The organism is Enterobacter sp. 120016, from assembly GCF_018383635.1.
In the GTDB taxonomy this organism is placed as follows: domain Bacteria; phylum Pseudomonadota; class Gammaproteobacteria; order Enterobacterales; family Enterobacteriaceae; genus Enterobacter; species Enterobacter asburiae_D.
Window position 1 is genome coordinate 219,814 of the sequence record NZ_JAHAWC010000003.1, and the last position, 23,047, is coordinate 242,860.

Below are 23,047 nucleotides of genomic sequence, written 5' to 3' on the forward strand. Positions count from 1 at the left end.
AACGCAATCGTTTACCTCCCTGTCTATTTCTTATGCACTTTTTCGCATTTTAATTGCAGATAAATCATTTAGTGGAATAACCGCGCGGTGTCACACTCCTGAAAATTGTTATGAATGTTAGATAAAAGCAAACAATTAGTTATAAGGAGGAAGTATGCGCGTCATTACCCTGGCCGGAAGTCCACGATTCCCTTCGCGCTCCAGCGCCCTGCTGGAATATGCCCGCGAAAAACTCAATGCTCTGGATGTGGAAGTGTGCCACTGGAACCTGCATAACTTCGAACCTGAAGATCTGCTCTATGCCCGTTTCGACAGCCCTGCCCTTAAAACGCTCATCGAGCAGCTTAACGGCGCTGACGGCTTAATTGTGGCAACGCCCATTTATAAAGCCTCTTTTTCCGGGGCGCTGAAAACCCTGCTCGATCTGCTTCCGGAACGCGCGCTGGACGGCAAAGTCGTGCTGCCGCTGGCAACGGGCGGTACGGTGGCCCATTTACTGGCCGTGGATTATGCCCTGAAGCCGGTGCTGAACGCGCTGAAAGCGCAGGAGATCCTCCACGGCGTTTTCGCAGATGACTCCCAGGTTATCGATTATCAACATAAACCTCATTTTACGCCGAACCTGCAAACCCGCCTCGATACTGCCCTGGAAACCTTCTGGCATGCTCTGCACCGCAGGGATATCCAGGCGCCGGCGTTTGGTCAGCCTCAAGGAGTCGCACATGTTTAAAACGTTAACCCGCATCGGCCTGGCAGGTCTGATGGCGCTTACCTCGCTGGCCCATGCAGCAGAAACGGCTCCGGAAAGTTTACGCATTGGCTATCAGAAAGGCAGCGTCAGCATGGTGCTGGCGAAAAGCCACCAGCTTCTGGAAAAACGCTTCCCGGACACCAAATTCTCCTGGGTGGAGTTCCCGGCTGGCCCGCAGATGCTGGAGGCCCTGAACGTGGGCAGTATCGATCTCGGCAGCACGGGTGATATTCCGCCGATATTCGCCCAGGCGGCGGGAGCGGACCTCGTCTATGTTGGCGTTGAGCCGCCCAAACCGAAGGCCGAAGTGATTCTGGTGCCTGAAAACAGCGACATTAAAAGCGTCGCCGATCTTAAAGGGCATAAAGTTGCTTTCCAGAAAGGTTCCAGCTCACACAACCTGCTGCTGCGTGCCCTGCAAGAAGCCGGGCTCAAGTTCACTGACATTCAGCCTGTTTACCTGACGCCTGCCGACGCGCGCGCCGCGTTCCAGCAGAAGAATGTTGATGCCTGGGCCATCTGGGATCCGTACTACTCCGCCGCATTACTGCAGGGCGGCGTTCGCGTGCTGAAAGACGGCACCACGCTGAAGCAGACCGGCTCGTTCTACCTGGCCGCGCGTCCTTATGCGGAAAAGAACGGCGCATTTATTCAGGGCGTACTGGATACCTTTACCCAGGCCGATGCGCTGACCCAGACCCAGCGTCAGGAGAGTATTGCCCTGCTGGCGAAAACCATGGGCTTACCTGAGCCGGTGATCGCGAGCTATCTCAACCACCGTCCGCCGACCACCATTACGCCCGTGGACGCGCACGTCGCCGCGCTTCAGCAACAAACGGCTGACCTTTTCTATCAAAACCACCTGGTGCCAAAACAGGTCACTATTCGCGAACGCATCTGGCAGCCCGCAGGCAAAGAAGGAGCTAAATCATGAGTCTGAATCTTTTCTGGTTTTTACCCACCCACGGTGATGGACACTATCTTGGTACAGAAGAGGGCTCGCGCCCGGTTGACCACGGCTACCTGCAGCAGATTGCGCAGGCGGCGGACCGAATCGGTTTCACCGGGGTGCTGATCCCGACCGGACGTTCATGCGAAGATGCCTGGCTGGTCGCCGCGTCGATGATCCCGGTCACCCAGCGCCTGAAGTTCCTGGTTGCGCTACGCCCGAGCGTTGTCTCCCCCACCGTGGCGGCACGTCAGGCGGCAACGCTGGACAGGCTGTCCAACGGACGCGCCCTGTTTAACCTGGTGACGGGTAGCGATCCGCAGGAGCTGGCGGGCGATGGGGTATTCCTCGACCATACCGAGCGCTATGAAGCTTCCGCCGAGTTCACCCGCGTCTGGCGACGTCTGCTGGAAGGTGAAACCGTCACCTTTGAAGGCAAACATATTCACGTTCGCGACGCGAAACTCTACTTCCCGCCGGTGCAACAGCCGCGCCCGCCGCTCTATTTTGGCGGATCGTCGGATGTGGCCCAGGATCTGGCGGCAGAGCAGGTCGATCTCTATCTGACCTGGGGCGAACCGCCTGAGCTGGTGAAAGAAAAAATTGCCCAGGTCCGCGCTAAAGCGGCCGCCCATGGCCGCAAGGTGCGCTTCGGCATTCGCCTGCACGTGATTGTGCGCGAAACCAATGAAGAAGCCTGGCAGGCCGCCGACCGACTGATTTCCCATCTGGACGATGAGACCATCGCCAGGGCTCAGGCCGCGTTTGCCAAAACCGACTCCGTCGGACAGCACCGAATGGCGTCCCTGCACAACGGCAAGCGCGAAAACCTGGAGATCAGCCCGAACCTGTGGGCGGGCGTCGGTCTGGTGCGCGGCGGTGCGGGCACGGCGCTGGTCGGCGACGGTCCGACCGTAGCCGCGCGTATCAATGAATACGCCGAGCTGGGTATCGACAGCTTTATTCTCTCCGGTTATCCGCATCTGGAAGAGGCGTACAAGGTGGGCGAGCTGTTATTCCCGCATCTGGATGTTGCCATTCCGGAAATTCCGCAGCCGCAGCGGCTTCAGCTTCAGGGCGAAGCCGTGGCGAACGAGTTTATTCCACGCAAAGCCGCGCAGAGCTAAGGAGTGACAATGTCTGCCACCTCACAAAAATGGCTGCTGCGCGCCGCGCCGTGGTTTTTACCCGTCGGCATTGTGGCTCTCTGGCAGCTCGCGTCGTCCACCGGCTGGCTGTCGAGCCGCATTCTGCCCTCTCCGGAGGGCGTCGTAGAAGCGTTCTGGTCGCTGAGCGTGAGCGGTGAGCTGTGGCAGCATCTGGCGATCAGCTCCTGGCGCGCCGTGATTGGGTTTTCCATCGGCGGCAGCATCGGTCTGGTTCTGGGCTTGATCAGCGGCCTTTCCCGCTGGGGCGAGCGGCTGCTGGATACCTCCATTCAGATGCTGCGCAACGTGCCGCATCTGGCGCTGATCCCGCTGGTTATCCTGTGGTTTGGTATTGATGAGAGCGCCAAGATCTTCCTCGTGGCGCTGGGCACATTGTTCCCGATCTACATCAATACCTGGCACGGCATCCGCAATATCGATCGCGGTCTGGTCGAGATGGCGCGCAGCTACGGCCTATCGGGTTTTTCTCTCTTTATCCACGTGATCCTGCCGGGCGCCCTGCCCTCCATTATGGTCGGGGTGCGTTTTGCGCTTGGCCTGATGTGGCTGACGCTGATTGTGGCGGAGACCATCTCGGCCAATTCAGGCATTGGCTACCTGGCGATGAACGCCCGTGAATTCCTGCAAACGGACGTGGTGGTGGTAGCCATCATTCTGTATGCCCTGCTCGGCAAACTCGCCGACGTTAGCGCCCAGTGGCTGGAGCGCAGCTGGCTGCGCTGGAACCCGGCCTACACCCTTCAGGAGGCGAAAGCATGAATACTGCACGACTGAACCAGGGAACACCGTTACTGCTGAACGGCGTGACCAAACGCTACGGCGAAAACACCATTCTTAACGGGCTGGATCTGCATATTCCCGCCGGGCAATTTGTGGCCGTTGTTGGTCGCAGCGGCGGCGGCAAGAGTACCCTGCTACGCCTTCTGGCCGGACTGGAAGCCCCCAACGGCGGTGACATTCTGGCAGGAACGACGCCGCTTTCGAATATTCAGGACGATACCCGCATGATGTTTCAGGACGCGCGCCTGCTGCCGTGGAAAACGGTTATCGACAACGTTGGGCTCGGTCTGAAGGGAAACTGGCGGGATGAAGCCCGCCAGGCGCTGGCCGCCGTTGGGCTGGAAAATCGTGCGGGTGAATGGCCCGCGGCCCTCTCGGGTGGACAGAAGCAGCGCGTGGCGCTGGCGCGTGCGTTGATTCACCGTCCGGGCCTGCTGTTGCTTGATGAACCGCTCGGCGCGCTCGATGCCCTGACGCGAATCGAAATGCAGGATTTGATTGGATCCCTGTGGCAGGCGCACGGCTTTACGGTACTGCTGGTGACGCATGACGTGAGCGAAGCTGTGGCGATGGCTGACCGGGTGCTGCTGATAGAAGACGGGAAGATTGGCCTGGATTTGACGGTGGATATCCCGCGCCCTCGCCGCGTGGGGTCGGCAAGACTGGCGGAGCTGGAAGCTGAGGTGTTGGATCGGGTGATGAAGCGTGGGGGTACGGAGTTAGAACGAGTTAAAGCTAATGCCTGATGCCCTCACCCCGGCCCTCTCCCACAGGGAGAGGGAGGGTTAAGCTTTCTATCAGGCCAGTGCCTTAGCAATCTTCTCGTACAGATCGCCAGACAGGTTCTCCAGCCCTTTCAGCTGCTCAAGCGCGGCACGCATCTTCGCCTGACGCTTCGCATCGTAGCGTTTCAGACGGATCAGCGGCTCAATCAGACGGGACGCCACCTGCGGGTTACGGCTGTTCAGCTCGGTCAGCATTTCCACCATGAACTGATAACCGCTGCCGTCTTCGGCGTGGAACGCCGCAGGGTTGCTGCTGGCAAACGCGCCAATCAGAGAGCGCACGCGGTTTGGGTTGCTCAGGGTAAAGGAGCGATGCTTCAACAGGCTGCGCACTTTGCTGAGCGCATCGGCCGCCGGGCTGGTCGCCTGCAGGATGAACCACTTGTCCATCACCAGACCATCCTGATGCCACTTGTCGTCGTACTCCTGCATTAGCGCATCACGGCACGGCAGTTCGGCGGCAACGCTTGCACCCAGCGCGGCCAGCGCGTCGGTCATGTTATCCGCTTCGTGATACTGCTTGCTCACCAGGGTGTTCGCCAGCCCGGTTTCACCAAACGCAAGATAGCGCAGGCAGGTATTGCGCAGAGAACGTTTACCAATGTCCGCGTGCTCAACGCGATACGCGTCAAGCTTATTGGCGTTATAAATGGCCAGGAACTCATCGGCCAGTTCTGCAGCCAGCGTACGGGTCAGCGCTTCACGCACCGCCACGATGGCAATCGGATCGATGATCTCAAACAACTCGGCGATTTCAGTCGCTGACGGCAGGGTCAGAATTTCAGCGGCCAGCGCCGGGTCAATCTTCTCATCCAGCAGGATCGCGCGGAACGCGTCAGCCACATGGACAGGCAGCGACAGCGGCTGGCCCTGCTGATGACGGTTTACGTTGATCTTAATGTAGGTCGCCAGCAGGCTTTGCGCTGCATCCCAGCGGGAGAAGTCGTTACGCGCGTGACGCATCAGGAACGTCAGCTGCTGATCGCTCCACTTGTACTCCAGCTTCACCGGCGCGGAGAATTCGCACAGCAGCGCAGGCACCGGCTGGAAGTAGACGTTATCGAAGATAAAGGTCTGCTCGGCCTGGGTCACGTTCAGCACGTGGTGTACCGGGTGGCCGCCCTTCTGGAGCGGGATAACTTTGCCTTCGTTATCGTACAGCTCAATGCTGAACGGAATATGCAGCGGATATTTCTCTTCCTGCTCCGCCGTCGGCGGCGTGCGCTGGCTGATGGTCAGGGTGTACTGCTCGGTTTCCGGATTGTAGTCGTCTTTGACGGTAACAATCGGCGTACCGGCCTGGCTGTACCAGCGGCGGAAGTGAGAGAGATCGACATTAGAGGCATCCTCCATCGCCTGCACAAAATCGTCGCAGGTGGCCGCGCTGCCGTCATGACGCTCGAAGTACAGCTGCATCCCTTTCTGGAAGTTCTCCTCACCCAGCAGGGTGTGGATCATGCGGATAATTTCAGCGCCCTTCTCGTACACCGTCAGGGTGTAGAAGTTGTTCATCTCGATGACTTTATCCGGGCGGATCGGGTGCGCCATTGGGCTGGCATCTTCCGCAAACTGCAGACCACGCATGGTGCGCACGTTGTTGATGCGGTTCACCGCGCGTGAACCCAGGTCGGAGCTGAACTCCTGATCGCGGAAGACGGTCAGGCCCTCTTTCAGGCTCAGCTGGAACCAGTCGCGGCAGGTAACGCGGTTACCGGTCCAGTTGTGGAAATATTCGTGGCCGATGACGCGCTCGATATCGAGGTAGTCTTTGTCCGTTGCGGTATCGGTACGCGCCAGCACGTATTTGGAGTTAAAGACGTTAAGGCCTTTGTTCTCCATTGCGCCCATGTTGAAGAAATCGACGGCGACGATCATATAGATGTCGAGGTCATATTCGAGGCCAAAGCGCTCCTCGTCCCACTTCATGGAGTTGATGAGGGAGGTCATTGCCCACGGCGCACGGTCAAGGTTGCCGCGGTCAACAAACAGCTCCAGCGCCACTTCGCGGCCTGAGCGCGTTTTGAAGGTGTCGCGCAGCACGTCGAAATCCCCCGCCACCAGCGCAAACAGGTAGCACGGTTTCGGGAAGGGATCCTGCCACTGCACCCAGTGACGGCCATTCTCCAGCTCGCCTTCGCCTACGCGGTTACCGTTGGAGAGCAGGAAGGGATACAGGGTTTTATCGGCGATGATTTTGGTGGTGAAGCGCGCCAGGACGTCCGGACGGTCGAGATACCACGTAATGTGGCGGAACCCTTCCGCTTCACACTGGGTACACAGCGCCACGCCTGACTGGTAAAGCCCTTCCAGCGCGGTGTTGGCGGCAGGGCTGATTTCATTCACGATGCGCAGCGTAAACTGTTCCGGCAGGTTGTCGATGACCAACTGGTTGTTTTCTTCTTTATAGTCTGACCAGGCTTCATCATTAATGTGCAGGGAGACCAGCGTCAGGTCTTCACCATCCAGACGCAGCGGCACCGCAGTTGCGCTGTGGCGCGTCACCTGGCTCACCGCCGTGACAACGGTTTTAGTGGCATCCAGGTCAAAAGTCAGATCGATTTCGCTAATCAGGTAATCCGGCGCACGGTAGTCGTGGCGGTATTTGGCTTGTGGCTGTTGTGTCATAGAAAACCTTATGCATCGTTTGTCGAGTAACGTTTCAATATATTCCTGTTGCGCAAAACGCGCTATGCAGAATGTTCATCTTTTCAGGGTCAAAACCTTTTTTTGCTACATTTGTATAACACGGGGCACAAAATGCCCTCGACCATAAAACGCGCTTATGTTGTGATCGGGGTTCAATAAATCACTAAACAAGGTATACTCCGGAGTTGTTTATTGTACTAAACGCTCCTGTGAGAGGATGCTACTGCGCACCTATGACTCAATTCGCTTCTCCAGTTCTGCATACGTTGCTGGATACCGACGCGTATAAACTGCATATGCAGCAAGCCGTTTTCCACCATTACTATGACGTTCATGTCGCGGCGGAATTCCGCTGTCGTGGCGACGACTTGCTTGGTATCTACGCAGACGCCATTCGTGAACAGGTCAATGCTATGCAGCATCTGACGCTGCAGGACGAGGAATATCAGTGGCTTTCTGGCCTGCCTTTCTTCAAAGCCGACTACCTGAACTGGCTGCGCGATTTCCGCTATAAGCCGGAGCAGGTCACCGTGCTTAACGATAACGGCAAGCTTGATATTCGCCTTGAAGGTCCGTGGCGGGAAGTGATCATGTGGGAAGTGCCGCTTCTGGCAGTGATCAGTGAACTGGCTCACCGCTACCGTTCGCCGGAAACGGGCGTCGAGCAGGCGGTCGCCGCGCTGGAAAATAAACTCGCTGCCTTCTCCACGCTGACCGAAGGGCTGGACATGTCCCGCTTCCGCCTGATGGACTTTGGCACCCGTCGCCGTTTCTCGCGTGACGTTCAGGAAGCCATCGTTAAACGTCTGCAGCAGGAGCCGTGGTTCGTGGGCACCAGTAACTACGATCTGGCACGCCGCCTCGGCCTGACGCCGATGGGCACCCAGGCGCACGAGTGGTTCCAGGCGCATCAGCAGATCAGCCCCGACCTGGCTAACAGCCAGCGCGCGGCACTGGCCGCATGGCTTGAGGAGTACCCGAATCAGCTCGGGATCGCCCTCACCGACTGTATTACGATGGATGCCTTCCTGCGCGACTTTGGTCCCGAGTTCGCTGAACGTTACCAGGGGTTACGCCACGACTCCGGGGATCCGGTTGAATGGGGCGAGAAGGCCATTGCCCATTACGAGAAGCTCGGCATCGATCCGATGAGCAAGGTGCTGGTCTTCTCGGATAATCTCGACCTGGCGAAAGCGGTCGAACTCTATCGCCATTTCAACACCCGGGTGAACCTGAGTTTCGGAATTGGTACCCGTCTGACCTGCGATATTCCTCAGGTAAAACCTCTGAATATCGTCATCAAACTGGTGGAATGTAACGGCAAGCCGGTGGCAAAACTCTCCGACAGCCCGGGTAAAACCATCTGCCATGACAAAGCGTTTGTCCGCGCATTGCGCAAAGCGTTCGATCTTCCCCAGATCAAAAAAGCCAGTTAAGCGCTTACGGGAGCCTTCATGGCTCCCTTCTCCTTATTTATTTCTCAATTCTTCTCTTTTGACTGCGAAATTTACTTGTCTGATAGCAGATGGCAGGTAACATAGATATCCCCCCATAAGGGTGGACAAGTGTTTATTTTTTCCGACTATTAACAGAGAGAATATTATGAGCGTTGTGCCTGTAGCCGACGTACTCCAGGGCCGTGTCGCCGTTGACCAGGAAGTCACCGTGCGCGGATGGGTGCGTACCCGCCGAGATTCTAAAGCTGGCATCTCCTTCCTTGCCGTCTATGACGGTTCCTGCTTTGATCCTGTACAGGCCGTCATTAATAATTCTCTGCCCAATTACAATGATGACGTTCTGCGCCTGACAACCGGTTGCTCCGTCATTGTTACCGGCGTGGTTGTGGCATCACCGGGCCAGGGCCAGAGCTTCGAAATTCAGGCCTCTGCGATTGAAGTCACCGGCTGGGTTGAAGATCCGGACACCTATCCGATGGCGGCAAAACGTCACAGCATCGAATATCTGCGTGAAGTCGCCCACCTGCGTCCGCGTACCAACCTGATTGGTGCGGTGGCGCGCGTACGTCATACGCTGGCGCAGGCGCTGCATCGTTTCTTCGATGAGCAGGGCTACTTCTGGGTGTCTACCCCGCTGATCACCGCGTCCGATACGGAAGGTGCGGGTGAGATGTTCCGCGTCTCGACGCTGGACATGGAAAACCTGCCGCGCACGCCTGAAGGTAAAGTGGACTATGACAAAGACTTCTTTGGTAAAGAAGCTTTCCTGACGGTATCCGGTCAGCTCAATGGCGAAACGTACGCCTGTGCGCTGTCTAAGATCTACACCTTTGGCCCAACCTTCCGTGCCGAAAACTCCAACACCAGCCGTCACCTGGCGGAATTCTGGATGCTGGAGCCTGAAGTGGCGTTCGCCGACCTGGACGATGTTGCGGGTCTGGCGGAAGCGATGCTGAAGTATGTGTTCAAAGCGGTGCTGGAAGAGCGTCCTGACGACATGAAATTCTTCGCAGAACGCGTAGACAGCGATGCTGTGGCCCGTCTGGAGCGTTTCGTGTCCGCCGACTTTGCACAGGTGGACTATACCGACGCGGTGGCGATCCTCGAGAAATGCGGTGAGACGTTCGAGAACCCGGTTTACTGGGGCGTTGACCTGGCGTCTGAGCACGAACGCTATCTGGCCGAGAAACATTTCAAAGCGCCGGTTGTCGTTAAAAACTACCCGAAAGACATTAAGGCCTTCTATATGCGCCTTAACGAAGACGGTAAGACCGTGGCAGCGATGGACGTTCTGGCGCCGGGCATTGGTGAAATCATCGGTGGCTCTCAGCGTGAAGAGCGTCTTGACGTGCTGGACGCGCGTATGGAAGAGATGGGGCTCAACCCAGCTGATTACAGCTGGTACCGCGATCTGCGTCGTTACGGTACCGTACCGCACGCCGGTTTTGGTCTGGGCTTCGAGCGTCTGATTGCCTACGTTACCGGTGTTCAGAACGTACGCGACGTGATTCCTTTCCCACGTACTCCACGTAACGCCAGCTTCTAATCGGTACAAGAGTAAAATGGCCAGCTTATGCTGGCCATTATTTTATTCTGTATTGTCAGTTTTCGTCAGCGCAAAGTCAGCGTCTTTAAACCTTCACCCCGTCACAACCACTACCTGTTACGTTTTGTTTCCGCGAAATATCCAGCCACAAAAAATAAACCCCATTCTTATTGCGATTATTGCTTCCTCAAGCGATAGCACAAATTTCAACCACTTTTACAGCCATCCAGAAGTCTTTTTGGGGTCATAAGAAAAACAGAGTCGTTTAACGTCTGTTTATACGAATCACCTTTATCTCAATTAATCATAAGCAATTCATATATATAGGATAGGTTTTGCCGTTTAATTCGCCAGGCGGGTCTGAAGTTTGAGGTGGTTCACAAAGTTCCCAAAAATACATATTTAGTTACACATAATTGCTTTTGGTTACTTAATCTTGAGAATTGTAGCACTTTCAGGCTAGCGAAACGCTTCGCCGAATGGAAAGATGCCTGTCAGATACATAAAGACACCAAACTCTCATCAATAGTTCCGGAAATATTTATTGACAGAATTTATTGACGGCAGTGGCGAGTGTCATAAAAAAACCAATGAGGGTAATAAATAATGATGAAGCGCAATATTCTGGCAGTGGTAATCCCTGCCCTGCTGGTAGCCGGTGCAGCTAACGCTGCAGAAATCTATAACAAGAACGGCAACAAACTGGACTTCTACGGTAAAGTTGTGGGTGAACACGGCTTCACCACTTCTGGCGAACATAAAAACGCTGACTCCTCTTACGGCCAGATCGGCTTTAAAGGCGAAACTCAGATCAATGATCAACTGATCGGTTACGGTCAGTGGGAATACCGTGCGAAAGCTGGTGCAGCCGAAGGCGACCAGACTAACGTAACTCGTCTGGCATTCGCGGGTATCAAAGTTTCTGAAGCAGGTTCTCTGGACTACGGTCGTAACTACGGTATCGTTTACGACGTAGAATCCTACACGGATATGGCTCCGTCCTTCTCTGGCGAAACCTGGGGTGGCGGCTATGTTGATAACTACATGACCAGCCGTTCTACTGGCCTGCTGACCTACCGTAACAACAACTTCTTCGGTCTGGTTGATGGTCTGAACTTTGGCGTTCAGTACCAGGGTAAAAACGAACGTAGCGATCTGCGTAAAGCGAACGGTGACGGCGTTGGTCTGTCCCTGGGCTACGAGTTCGGCGAAGGGTTCGGTCTGATCGGTGCATACAGCACTGCAAACCGTACTCTGGATCAGAAAGCAGATGGTAAAGGCGATAAAGCTGAGTCCTGGGCAGTTGGCGCGAAATATGACGCGAACAATATCTACCTGGCGACCGTTTACGCTGAAACCCGCAACATGAGCATCCTGGGCGATAGCACAGAGACTGTGTACGACGTTGCTAACAAGACCCAGAACTTCGAAGTTATCGCACAGTACCAGTTCGACTTCGGTCTGCGTCCTTCCGTTTCCTACGTTCAGTCCAAAGGTAAAGACCTGAACGGCATCGGCGACCGTGACCTGGCGAAATACATCACCACTGGTGCGACTTACTACTTCAACAAGAACTTCAACGTGTACGGTGACTACCGCTTCAACCTGCTGGACGACAAAGATGCGTCCACCAGCTGGGTTGGCTCTGACAACCAGGCTACCGTTGGCGTAACCTACCAGTTCTAATCAGTACACCACTTTGTTATATGCTTAATGAACAGGGCTTCGGCCCTGTTTTTTTATGCGTGACAGAAAATAATGGCGACTTTTGAAAAGCCGCACGCTTTTCGTCGCAAACGGTTGGCATTTTGTAAATCTACCGTTAACCTGATAGCGGATTTCACTTCTGTAATCACAATGGAACTTCGTCATGTTTGAGAACATTACCGCCGCTCCTGCCGACCCTATTCTGGGCCTGGCCGATCTGTTTCGTGCCGACGACCGCCCTGGCAAAATCAACCTGGGTATTGGTGTATATAAAGATGAAACCGGCAAAACTCCGGTACTGACCAGCGTTAAGAAAGCTGAGCAGTATCTGCTGGAAAACGAAACCACCAAAAACTACCTCGGTATTGATGGTATCCCTGAATTTGGTCGCTGCACCCAGGAGCTGCTGTTCGGTAAAGGCAGCGCAATTGTGAGTGGCAAACGTGCCCGTACAGCACAGACCCCAGGCGGTACCGGTGCGCTGCGCGTGGCGGCGGATTTCCTGGCGAAAAACACCTCTGTTAAGCGCGTATGGGTAAGCAACCCAAGCTGGCCGAACCACAAAAGCGTGTTTAACTCTGCGGGTCTGGAAGTGCGTGAATATGCCTACTACGACGCGGCAAACCACTCTCTCGACTTTGACGGCCTGCTGGCGAGCCTCGCCGAAGCGCAGGCAGGTGACGTGGTGCTGTTCCACGGCTGCTGCCACAACCCAACCGGTATCGATCCGACGCTTGAGCAGTGGGAGCACCTGGCGAAGCTGTCCGTAGAAAAAGGCTGGCTGCCGCTGTTTGACTTCGCCTATCAGGGCTTTGCACGTGGTCTGGAAGAAGATGCTGAAGGCCTGCGCGCGTTCGCCGCGGTGCATCAGGAACTGATCGTAGCGAGTTCTTATTCCAAGAACTTCGGTCTGTACAATGAGCGCGTAGGCGCCTGTACGCTGGTTGCAGCTAACGAAGAGACCGTCGATCGTGCGTTCAGCCAGATGAAATCGGTTATCCGCGCTAACTACTCTAACCCACCGGCACACGGTGCGTCTGTTGTTGCCACCATCCTGAGCAACGATGCGCTGCGCGCTATCTGGGAACAAGAGCTGAACGATATGCGCCAGCGCATTCAGCGCATGCGCCTGCTGTTTGTGAACACCCTGGCTGAAAAAGGCGCGGACCGCGACTTCAGCTTTATCATCAAACAGAACGGCATGTTCTCGTTCAGCGGCCTGACCAAAGAGCAGGTTCTGCGTCTGCGTGAAGAGTTTGGCGTGTACGCCGTAGCGTCTGGCCGCGTGAACGTTGCAGGCATGACGCCTGACAACATGGCGCCACTGTGCGAAGCGATTGTCGCCGTACTGTAATTTGCGCCCATAAAAAAAGCCTGCGTTATGCAGGCTTTTTTTTATTGGTTACCAGACAGGCATTTCATCCTGAAGGAACGGGTTATGGAGCCGTTCATAGCCCAGCGTCGACATCGGACCGTGCCCAGGGATAAACGTAACGTCGTCACCCAGCGGCAATAACTTTTGTTTAATCGACTGAATCAGCTGCCCGTGGTCGCCGCGCGGAAAATCGCTGCGTCCTACGCCACCTTTGAAAATCACATCGCCGGAAATCAGCAGACGGGACTGGTCATCAAAGAAGACGATATGGCCTGGCGTATGCCCAGGACAATGCAACACCTGTAAAGTCACATTCCCTACGTTAACGCGCTCTCCCTCATTTAGCCAGCGATCGGGCGTCAGGGGCTGACACTCATCAAGGCCAAACATGCGGCTTTGGGCGGGTAACCCCTGCAGCCAGAACTCATCTTCTTTTTCCGGGCCGATCACCGGCACACCGTAGTGTTCAGCCAGTTCAGCGGCAGCACCTACATGGTCAAGATGACCATGCGTGAGCAAAATCTGCATCAGCGTGACGCCGCTTGCTGCGACTTCCTGCTTGATTTTCTCAGCGTCACCGCCGGGATCGACAAGCGCGGCCAGTTTAGTCTGTTCGCACCAGATCAATGAACAATTCTGGGAGAACGCGGTAACCGGAATAATACGATAGTTCATACTGCTCCTGTGTTTCGTTATTACCAGTGCCGAACCGGACCGGTATCAATATGCACAAAGTTGCTGCTGGGGTAATATCCTACACCACCTGCGCGCATAGATAACGCGGCTTTGCGAATATTGGCTAACGAAACGCCTTCAATATGGAAATCCATTGCCTGTCCCTTCGTGTGATAGCTTTTTTTCGCTACCCCGCGGCTGTGGGCGCGCAGTTCATTGTTGGTATCAATCGAGCGATAGCCAGAGATGAGCTGAACCGGCTTGCTGGTGCCCAGCAGGCCCTGAAGGCGGAAAATCTGATCAAACAGTCCTGGATCGATGGCTTTTATTTTATTCGCGCGGAAATCACGGAAAAAATGGTTAAGTCTTGCTAATTCATCCTGAATATAGCCTCTGCCATCGAAAAACTCCGCTTTTAGCGACTCACCGGTATGAAGATTGTTGAGCGTTAAAACTCGCGGACGAGGTGTCGAGAGGGTGGCAAATGCTGGCGTCGGCAGGATGGCCGCTGCGCCGAGCGCAACGCCACCTAACGCCAGCAGTTTGCGGCGATTAGCGTCAAATTTGTCCATGATAATCAGGTCTACAGGTAAAAGAAATCGTAATATGCTTAGCGCACGAAGGGCACCATAACTGGCAAAACCAGGTACGTCAAGGCGCCCAACCCCAGTGAATATGCGGCTTGCAGCGATATAGCCCCCTATTCACCATAACTTACGACAATCATTTTTCCCGAACTACTTCATTTACCTGATTAATTGTTCCGCTTTTGGCAAAATTTGTGCGCCGGATCGCGCGGTGAGATCATAATTGTAAATATCTGTACGATACTGAGTACGCCCGTCTTCGCCCACAAACGCCGTCAGATAGTAAAGATTGACCGGAATATTGTGGCGAATATTAACATAACGCGTATCCCCCTGTTTCAGGGCATCCGAGATGCGCGTATCGTTCCAGCCCGCATCCTGCAGCAGCATATTGGCCAGCTCCGAGGCTTTGTTCACGCGCACGCAGCCAGAACTCAGCGCGCGAGTATCTTTCTGGAACAGGTTGTGGTTCGGCGTATCGTGCAGATAGATAGCTTCTGAACTCGGCATATTGAATTTGTAGCGCCCTAAAGAGTTGTGCGCCCCGGGAGCCTGCTGGAAACGGAACGGCAGATTCGACGCGGTGATCGTCGACCAGTCGACCATATAAGGATCGATGGCCTCTTTGCTGTTCCAGCCACGCATCACCGTATAGCCATGACGTTCCAGATAGCCCGGATCGTTCCAGACCTTCGGCAGAATATCTTTTCGCGCCAGGGTCGGCGGTACGTTCCACGGCGGGTTAACCACCACGTTATTCAGCGCGCTGCTCATCATCGGCGTTTTACGATCCGGACGCCCGACAATCACGCGCGACGCCAGCTTTTCGCTACCATCCTGATAATAGACCAGGGAATACGCCGGGATGTTAACCATAATCCCGGTAGAGAGCGTTCCCGGCAGCAAGCGCAAACGCTGGATATTGAGCGCCAGCACCCCTGCCCGCTGCGCAGGCGATACGTTCAGCCAGTCGCGCGTCGTCTGGCCAATGACGCCATCGGCCCCCAGCCCCTGAGCGGACTGGAATTGCTTAACGGCCGCAACCAGCTCGCGATCGTAAGCCGCAGGTTTGCTGCTCAGGACATCGGCTTTCTTCTCTTTCACGGGAGCTGACGGGCTGACGGCGACGCTTTGTAGATCATCACCCGGAAGTGCAATCTTTGGCCCGCCTTCCAGAATACCGGATCGCACCAGGATCTCACGCAGGGCGGGCACATCGCTGCTCCACTGCCCCGGACGCAGCGTCGCGGTACCGCGCATTTGCGGCCATGGACGCGAGTCCCCCACCAGCGCGAGGAGCGACTGGTGCAGAGTGGCATATTGTGGGTGCGCCGGTGCGAGGCTGGCGATAAAGCGCGGCAGTTCTCCGTTATCCAGCGCTAACTGCCATTGGTTAATCACCGACAGCGCCGGCGTCGCCAGCTTGTACGGCTTATCGCTGTAGAGCCAACGGCTGCCATTGACCGGAATACCCGCCACGAACTGCAGGTAGCCCATCATGGCATCGGAAAGGACCACGTCCCGCGCCTGCCCGGTGACGGCAGGATCGGTTAACAGCTCAACCCACTTTGTAAACTGCGGCTGAAATCCTGCAATCGCGACCTCCGCCAGCTGCTGCTGGAAGGCGCGCACCGCATCGCGGTTTTCCCACATCGGTTTCATATCGCGGGCAGCATAGAGGAGCGTGAGCTGATTGATATAGACAGGCGTGTAGCCTGACGGCAGCTCCGACTGCAGCTGCTGACTGAGCGATTCGGCGTCGATGCCTTCCGGCAGCGGTTTAATACCGGCCATGATAGCCGTTGCCGGAGACTGGTCCACCGGCTGGGACAACGACGTTGGCTGCGCGCCTGTCGTTGCCGAGCTGTCAGTCGGCACAATTTCAGGCTCGTCGGCCTGGGCGGTTAACAGCGGAGCAAACATCACTGCCAGGCATAAACTCAGCGCAGACAGCTGACGACCACATTCTTTCTTAAGCAACATCCCTTGCCCCCTGTTTTCACGACATGCCCATCACGTTGGGGCTTTCTTTCATTATAGGTAGACGGCTAAGCTGTTGCCTTACCTTATGTAAAGAAGTTTAAAGATAACGCAGCCCTAAGCACAAGTTAAGTTTAAAAAAAAAGCGGCGCCAGTGCGCCGCTTCGGGTCAGAAGACGCGTCAGGAAGCGTCCGCCGTGGTTTCCGGCAATGACTCCGGCGGCTGCGGCGCAAAGCCACGCAGCCCCACAACGTGAACGTGTTCGCTGTTCTGGAACACTTTACGCACCAGTTTGTAGGTAGTGCCCTTCTCGGGGCTGATGTTCTCCGGCGCCGCGATAATGAGCTGCATATCGAGACGTTCGCAAAGCTCGAACAGCGTGGCAATTGAGCGGGCATCAAGACGCGCCGCCTCATCCAGGAACAGCAGTCGGCATGGCGAGATGTCTTTGCCGCGCAGGCGGCGCGCTTCATCTTCCCAGCTCTGTACGACCATCACCAGAATTGACATCCCGGTGCCGATCGCTTCACCGGTAGAGAGCGCCCCGGATTCCGCACGCAGCCAGCCGTCGGAGCCACGGTTTACCTCAACTTCCATTTCCAGGTAGTTACGGTAGTCCAGCAGCTCTTCACCGATGGTTTGCGGCGTACGTTGCCCCATATCAATCTGCGGGTTCAGGCGCTGATACAGCTTCGCCAGCGCTTCGGAGAAGGTCAGACGATTGCTGTTGAACAGATCCTGGTGCTGCTCGTGCTGCTCAGACAGCACTTCCAGCAGCGTCGCGTGGGCTTCACGCACGTTGACGTTGAGGCGCACGCTGTTCACCTGGCCAAACGACACGCTCTGCAGACCCTGGTTCAGCTGGCGAATACGGTTCTGTTCGCGCTGAATGGTTTTACGAATGATGTTCGCCACGCTGCGGGAGCTGATCGCCAGCTTCTGCTCGCGGGAGGTCAGCTCTTCCGTCAGGCGACCCAGCTCGATTTCCATCTGTTCGATGGCTTCAACCGGATCGTCGGTACGGATGATGTCCTGACGAATACGCTCGCGCAGGTGCTGGTAAACCGCCACGAAGAACTGGATTTTACGTTCCGGACGTTTGGGATCTTCCGACATACGCAGCACGTCGCGCAGGTGTTCGTTATCCGCTACCGCCAGACGCAGCGCACCCAACGCCTTATCCGACATGGAACGCAGCTCATCGGCAGAGAGGTACGCCAGCTCGCGACGGTGCAGACGACGCTCAACGTTATTGTCTTTCACCATGCGCATCACCGCGCACCAGCCCGCCTTGGCGGTCACGACCTGCTCGCGCATCTCAAAGTAGTCGCGCTCCAGCTTGCGCAGGCGACGGGTCAGGTTATCCATTTCCGCTTCGCAGAAGGTCAGCGCTTTTTCCAGCTGATTACGACGTGCGCGGTTATTGCTGAGCTGAGAATGCAGCTCGTCACGACGAATACGCGCGCGCTCCTCTGCCCCGCTGTCGGCACGCACGCCGATGTCCTGAAGCTCTTTCTGCAGATCGTTTAACAGCTCTTTCTTGGTATCGAAGGAGCTTTTCAGCGAGGCCAACACCTGGTTGTACTGGTTCAGCTGAGCGGAGTGGCTGCGCATTGCTTCGCGGGCGCGAGTACGTTCCGCTTCCGCCTGCTCAAGGCGCTGACGCAGTTTTTCGTTCAGGTCGCTGTTGCCGCTCAGCATTTCAGCCGAATCGGAGTAGCCAAAGTGGGCCCGACGCTGCACCACTTCCGTCAGGGCAAACGCCTGCTGACGCGCTTCGCGCTGCACCTGCTGCGACCAGGCATAATCTTCTTTTAACTGCTCGAACTGTTCCGGGTCGCTCTGCAGTACAGACACGACGGGCTCCAGCTTCGCCAGCTGATTGCCGTGCTGCTGAACGAAACGCGCGGCTTCCTGCGCTTCATCCAGACGCTCCTGGATCTCATCCACACGGTCAGCCAGCGTGTCGTCCGCCAGCAGGTTCAGGCGCGGCAGGATGCGGTTAAGGGCAGCGACGCCCTCTTTCGCCTGTTCAAACTGAACGCGACTCTGCTGGTTATCACTTTCATGGCTGGCAATGGCACGTTCCAGCTCGCCGCGGCGGGTATTGAGCTTGCGGATTTCGGCTTCCGGATCCGCGTCAAACGCCACGGCAAGATGGCTGCCGATAAAGCGGCTGAACGCCTGGTGCAGACGCTGGGTTTTCTGCACGTCAAACGACAGGGTCGCAAAACGTTCAGACAGCGTCTCACGCTCGGCGTGGAGGCTTTCGATGCGGCTTTCGCGCGCGGCGCGGCCAAACAGCGGTAGCTCAGGGAAGCGGGAATAACGCCACTGACGGTCGGCGATTTTCACCACGACCGCTTTTTCCAGCTCGTCGACGCTGAATACGCTGTCATCGAACGACTGCGGATCCCCTTCGATCAGGTAGAGATCTTCCGGACAATCTTCCAGTCCGGCAAGCTGTTCAGAAATCAGCGACAGATCAGGGACCACAATCGCGTTGCGGGATGGACCGTACAGCGCGGAGAAGTACGGGGCATCGTCAAGGCCAACGTCGTCATAAATCTCGGACAGCAGCACGCCGCCAAAACGCTCGGCTAGCGCATTCAGGCGCGGATCTTCTGACCCGCCCGGCTGGCTTAGGCGCTCAATTTCTTCATCGACGTCGCGCTTGCGGGCGCCCACTTCGTCACGCTCAACAATGGCTTCGCGCTCGCGCTCCAGCAGCTGCTGCAGGTATTCGGTCACTTCCTGGCCGGATTCGAACTGCTCGCCGCACTGCTCGCTGAGCTGATTCAGGCTGCTTTGGGCCGCCAGCCAGATCGGCGCTCGCTGCAGGAGCGTCTTCGAACGGGACTGAATCTGCTCCAGCTCCTGACGCAGCGTCATACGCTGTTCGCTGGCGTTTGATACGGTATCGGACAGGGCCGCAATACGCGCTTCCAGCTCCTGATGCAGGGCCTCAAGCTCGTCGAAATCGTAATTTTTTCCCTGACGCTTGCAGAATTCCGCCAGCAGACGCTCGGCTTCCTGCTGCTCGCGCAGGCGCTGCTCCAGCTCGTTCAGACGCATACGCAGCGGCTGAACCTGCGCGGACAGATGGCGCTGGTTCACACCGTCGCGCAGCAGTTCACGGGCAACGTCCCAGGCTTCGTTACGCGCCAGCGGGCCGTTAATTGCGACCACCAGCTGATAAGCCTGCTCAAACTGGCTGTGCGCCGTTTGCGCAACGCTCATTTTCTGTTCGAGGGAGAGCAGTTTCTCGGTGGCTTCCTGCTCTTTGGCCTGGAAGGTATCCAGCCACTCGTCGGCGCTGTCCGGCGTCAGGTCAGGCAGATGGCACAGCTCTTTCGCACGCTGTAATGCCTGCAATGCCTGGGTGTACTGAATCGCTCGCGTCTGCTGCACGTCAAGTGCCTGCTGGTAATCGGCAAGCTGGCTTTTCAGCTCATCCACTTCCAGCTCGGCCGCTTCGGCGCGGGCTTCGTTCTCTTCCTGCATGTCGGCGGCTTCAGCCACCACTTCGTTCTGCTCTTCGAGGCGAATCTGCAGCTCATCGAGATCCGCTTCATAGCGCTCGATTTTTTCCTGCTGACGCAGCGCGGTCTGCACCAGGTTCAGGTGATCGCTGGCGGCCTGGTAATCGGCTTCCAGGTCGCCTTCAGCACCGTTGTGCTCGCCCAGCTCGCGCGCCATTTCGACGTGCTTGTACTGCTCGGCCACCAGCTGTTTACGGGAGGTAAACAGCTCGCGACGGTATTCTAATGCCTGATCGAGATGCACCCGGCGCTCGTTAGCGTGGCGCATGTAATCCGCCGCCACGTAGTTGGTGGCTTCGCTGATCAGGTGTTTAAACAGGTCGCGGTCAGACTGGGTAACGCGAATCGCTTCCAGCGTCATGCGGTTTTCACGCAGCGCCGCTTCCATATCCTGGAAGGCCTTACGCACGCCGCTGTTTTCTGGCAGCAGGTAGTCGCGCAGGGAGCGGGTAATCGCGCTGGAGATACCGCCGTACAGAGACGCTTCGATCAGGCGGTAGTATTTGCTACGGTCTGATGCCGTGCGCAGACGACGCGCCACCACGCCCAGATCGAACATCAGCGAGTGGTAGTCGGTAATGGAGTTGAACTGCTTGAACTGCACGCCTTCGATGGCTTCGAGCTTGTCCTTCAGCTCCTGCAGCGTCAGCACGCGCGCCTGACGTTCGTTCAGGGTTTCCGTCAGCAGCGACGTCGGCTGCACGGACGTTGGCAGACCCTGGATCGCAAACGGTTTGATATCCACTTTACGGTCGCGGCCGGCGACCTGCTGCAGGCGCACGCCCACCACCACGCGCTGATGACGGGAGTTAATGACGTCCAGAACCGAATAACAGACGCCGGCCTTCAGCTTACCGTGCAGACCTTTATCGCGGGAGCCGCTTGTTGCCCCTGCTTCGGTGGTGTTACGGAAATGGAGCAGCGTCAGATCGGGGATCAGCGCCGTAACAAAGGCCGCCATGGTGGTGGATTTACCCGCACCGTTACCGCCGGAGAGCGTCGTGACCAGCTCATCCAGATCGAACGTTCGGGCAAAGAAGCCGTTCCAGTTAATCAGCGTCAGTGAGCGAAATTTACCGCGTTCAATCATTACTCTTCCTCCCCGCTATCCGGCAGATTCTCTTCATGCTCGTCATTGAGCTGCAAATGGTTTTCCACCGGCATCGCTTCACCGTCGCGGATCATGCGAAGCTGCGCTTCACGCGCGTCATCGCCCGCACGCACGTCGGCGCCGAAGCGGAAGACAGATTCCGTGATGCGGAATTTGCTGCTGTCGTGGCCCATAAACCAGACCATCCCCAGACGACGCAGACGGTTCAGGGAAGAGCGAACCTTTTCCTGTAATTTCTGACGGTCAAGATCTGACCCCGTAGAGCGGTTGTTCACCAGCTTGAGCAGCTTGCTCTCATCAGCCAGCGTCAACAGCTCGTCGTAAAGTTCCTGCTGGGTGAAGATCCCTTCATTCGCCAGACGTTCCGGGCTGAGGTAGAGGTAGCAAAGAATTTTGCCGACCATCATATCCAGCTCGGAGAGCACGGAACGCGGAATCAGCGTCGTGGAGCGCGGGCGCAGGTAGAAAAACCCTTCCGGCGCGCGGATAAGCTCCACGTTGTAGCGCGCGTAAAACTCTTCCAGGTACTCCTGAAAGTCCATCAAAAAGGCGTGATTATCCAGCTCGTCTAAGCCAATGTGACGACCGGCACGCAGCTGGCTGTCCAGCGCCGGAAATAACGGATTCGCCAGCGCCTGTGCCAGCTTAACCGGCATCACTTGTTCAATATTTGTCAATGACATGCGCCTGTACCTTGGCTCCGTAATCGTTAATTGGCTGCCACTTCGGCGGCAGTCCGGTGAAATCTGCTTGCGCGACGCCCAGGCGCACCGCCTGGTCTACCACAATGCGGGCAATGTCGAAGTGGCGCGCGCGTGGATATTGCGCCAGATAGTCGCGCACCACGAGACCAAGATCCAGCGGCACTTGTCTGGTTTTGTAGACAGCAAGCTGTTCTTCGATCATCGCCGCAAGCTGCTCGCGAATTTCGTTAAATTCTTCGTATTCCAGATCCGGCGGCAGTTCACCGGTCACCTCTTCATCGCGCAGCGCCATCTCTTCGTCGCGCATATCCAGCAGACGATCGGCACTGGCGTAGGTCAGCGCCCACGGCGCATCGAAATAGGTCTGCACCGACTGACGCAGACGCTGAGCAAAGACGCGGTTTTTATCCATATCAATCGCGGTACGGATAAATTTATGCACGTGTCGGTCGTAGCCGATCCACAGGTCGATCGACTGCTGGCCCCAGCTGATAATGCGGTCGAGTTTGCTCTGCAGATCGAATACCAGACGGTCGATAAAATGCAGATCGTCATGCGCCAGCGTCGCGTCCTGGATGCGCAGCAGGTTAGCCTGCAGCTTGTCCCCTGCGGCTTCCAGCGTATCCTGGAGCTCGCGCAGCGTGCCGGAGGTTTCTGACAGCAGAAGTTCACAGCTGGAGATGGCCGCTCGCCAGTCTTTATTCAGCAGCTGCGCGATATCGTCTTTCACCTGCTGCTGCTGTTCGTCCATCAGGCGCTGGGTGAGATCAATACTGTCGAAAATCTCTGCCACCGAATATTTCAGCGGCGCGTAGACGTTACGGTGCCAGTGGAATTCGTCACCGTTTTCATCCGCCGCGTCGGCGGCGCGCTTAAGCTCACCCGCCACGATCGAGAGCTGCATGGAAAGGCGCAGCGTGGAAAATTCACGCTGGCGGATGTAGTAATCGGTGATGCCGATGCCCAGCGGCGTCAGGCGATAGATGGCGTTTCCTTCCGCCTGCTCGCTGGTAAAGCGGTTCAGCAGACGTTGACGCACCATATCGTTGATCGCGTTGTTGGCACGCACGCTAATGGTTTCGCTGGTTTGCTCAAACGCATCACTGACATGGCGGAACGCATCCACCAGTTCACCCTCGCTCATTTCACCGTCCAGCCGTTCGCCGTTAAGCGTGGCAACCGCCAGCAGGAAAGAGAGTCTGTCTACCGGCAGCGAGATGGAGAAATCGTTTTTCCTGGCCCAGGCAACCAGTTCGGGGACTGTCTGGGAAAATTCACTCAT

Annotated in this window: 16 protein-coding genes; 9 read left to right on the top strand and 7 right to left on the bottom strand. The window is 56.5% G+C overall.

All coding sequences use genetic code 11. The features are described from left to right. Nucleotides 1-154: 154 nt before the first annotated feature. Genes ssuE through ssuB form a run of 5 tightly spaced genes read left to right on the top strand, consistent with a single transcriptional unit; the run spans nt 155 to nt 4,395 of the window. A complete protein-coding gene (gene ssuE / locus KIF87_RS07440) occupies nt 155-730 on the top strand; it encodes an NADPH-dependent FMN reductase (RefSeq protein WP_023335146.1) in 576 nt (191 codons plus the stop codon). After that, complete coding sequence (locus KIF87_RS07445) at nt 723-1,685, top strand: sulfonate ABC transporter substrate-binding protein (RefSeq protein WP_032638812.1); 963 nt, start codon at nt 723-725, stop codon at nt 1,683-1,685. The genes ssuE and KIF87_RS07445 overlap by 8 nt, the downstream gene beginning before the upstream one ends. Further along, nucleotides 1,682-2,827, top strand: coding sequence for an FMNH2-dependent alkanesulfonate monooxygenase (ssuD, locus tag KIF87_RS07450; protein WP_032658175.1), 1,146 nt, complete (start codon nt 1,682-1,684; stop codon nt 2,825-2,827). The genes KIF87_RS07445 and ssuD overlap by 4 nt, the downstream gene beginning before the upstream one ends. A gap of 9 nt (nt 2,828-2,836) precedes the next feature. Continuing rightward, nucleotides 2,837-3,628, top strand: coding sequence for an aliphatic sulfonate ABC transporter permease SsuC (ssuC, locus tag KIF87_RS07455; RefSeq protein WP_023311016.1), 792 nt, complete (start codon nt 2,837-2,839; stop codon nt 3,626-3,628). Next, nucleotides 3,625-4,395 (top strand): aliphatic sulfonates ABC transporter ATP-binding protein, encoded by a 771-nt coding sequence (ssuB, locus tag KIF87_RS07460; RefSeq protein ID WP_213328364.1) that lies wholly within the window; start codon nt 3,625-3,627, stop codon nt 4,393-4,395. Before ssuC ends, ssuB begins: the two co-directional genes overlap by 4 nt. A 51-nt stretch (nt 4,396-4,446) precedes the next feature. On the opposite strand, the gene pepN is transcribed toward ssuB, so the two are convergent. Then, complete coding sequence (pepN, locus tag KIF87_RS07465) at nt 4,447-7,059, bottom strand: aminopeptidase N (RefSeq protein ID WP_213328365.1); 2,613 nt, start codon at nt 7,057-7,059, stop codon at nt 4,447-4,449. A 254-nt stretch (nt 7,060-7,313) separates the two neighbouring features. Here pepN and pncB point away from each other — a divergent pair, with 254 nt between their 5' ends. From pncB to KIF87_RS07485, 4 genes are all read left to right on the top strand, one after another. Then, the gene (pncB, locus tag KIF87_RS07470) at nt 7,314-8,516 is read left to right on the top strand and encodes a nicotinate phosphoribosyltransferase (RefSeq protein ID WP_213328366.1); all 1,203 of its coding nucleotides are present in this window, start codon (nt 7,314-7,316) and stop codon (nt 8,514-8,516) included. A 166-nt stretch (nt 8,517-8,682) separates the two neighbouring features. Further along, on the top strand, nt 8,683-10,083 hold the full coding sequence (gene asnS / locus KIF87_RS07475) for an asparagine--tRNA ligase (protein ID WP_029739509.1): 1,401 nt from the start codon (nt 8,683-8,685) through the stop codon (nt 10,081-10,083). A 606-nt stretch (nt 10,084-10,689) separates the two neighbouring features. Further along, nucleotides 10,690-11,769, top strand: a complete 1,080-nt coding sequence (locus KIF87_RS07480; RefSeq protein ID WP_159513782.1) for a porin — start codon at nt 10,690-10,692, stop codon at nt 11,767-11,769. Nucleotides 11,770-11,953: 184 nt separating this feature from the next. Next, complete coding sequence (locus tag KIF87_RS07485) at nt 11,954-13,144, top strand: amino acid aminotransferase (protein WP_213328367.1); 1,191 nt, start codon at nt 11,954-11,956, stop codon at nt 13,142-13,144. A 48-nt stretch (nt 13,145-13,192) separates the two neighbouring features. Here the strand turns inward: KIF87_RS07485 and KIF87_RS07490 are convergent, their stop codons facing one another. The 6 genes from KIF87_RS07490 to mukF form a co-directional block, all read right to left on the bottom strand. Further along, nucleotides 13,193-13,840, bottom strand: coding sequence for an MBL fold metallo-hydrolase (locus tag KIF87_RS07490; RefSeq protein ID WP_023311009.1), 648 nt, complete (start codon nt 13,838-13,840; stop codon nt 13,193-13,195). Between the two features lie 20 nt (nt 13,841-13,860). Next, nucleotides 13,861-14,412, bottom strand: coding sequence for a peptidoglycan L,D-endopeptidase MepK (gene mepK, locus KIF87_RS07495; protein WP_023335137.1), 552 nt, complete (start codon nt 14,410-14,412; stop codon nt 13,861-13,863). Nucleotides 14,413-14,586: 174 nt separating this feature from the next. Then, on the bottom strand, nt 14,587-16,410 hold the full coding sequence (gene ldtD, locus KIF87_RS07500; protein WP_213328368.1) for a L,D-transpeptidase: 1,824 nt from the start codon (nt 16,408-16,410) through the stop codon (nt 14,587-14,589). Between the two features lie 178 nt (nt 16,411-16,588). Further along, on the bottom strand, nt 16,589-21,040 hold the full coding sequence (gene mukB, locus KIF87_RS07505; RefSeq protein ID WP_213328369.1) for a chromosome partition protein MukB: 4,452 nt from the start codon (nt 21,038-21,040) through the stop codon (nt 16,589-16,591). Further along, a complete protein-coding gene (gene mukE / locus KIF87_RS07510; RefSeq protein WP_008499954.1) occupies nt 21,040-21,744 on the bottom strand; it encodes a chromosome partition protein MukE in 705 nt (234 codons plus the stop codon). Before mukE ends, mukB begins: the two co-directional genes overlap by 1 nt. Further along, complete coding sequence (mukF, locus tag KIF87_RS07515; RefSeq protein WP_023335133.1) at nt 21,725-23,047, bottom strand: chromosome partition protein MukF; 1,323 nt, start codon at nt 23,045-23,047, stop codon at nt 21,725-21,727. The genes mukE and mukF overlap by 20 nt, the downstream gene beginning before the upstream one ends.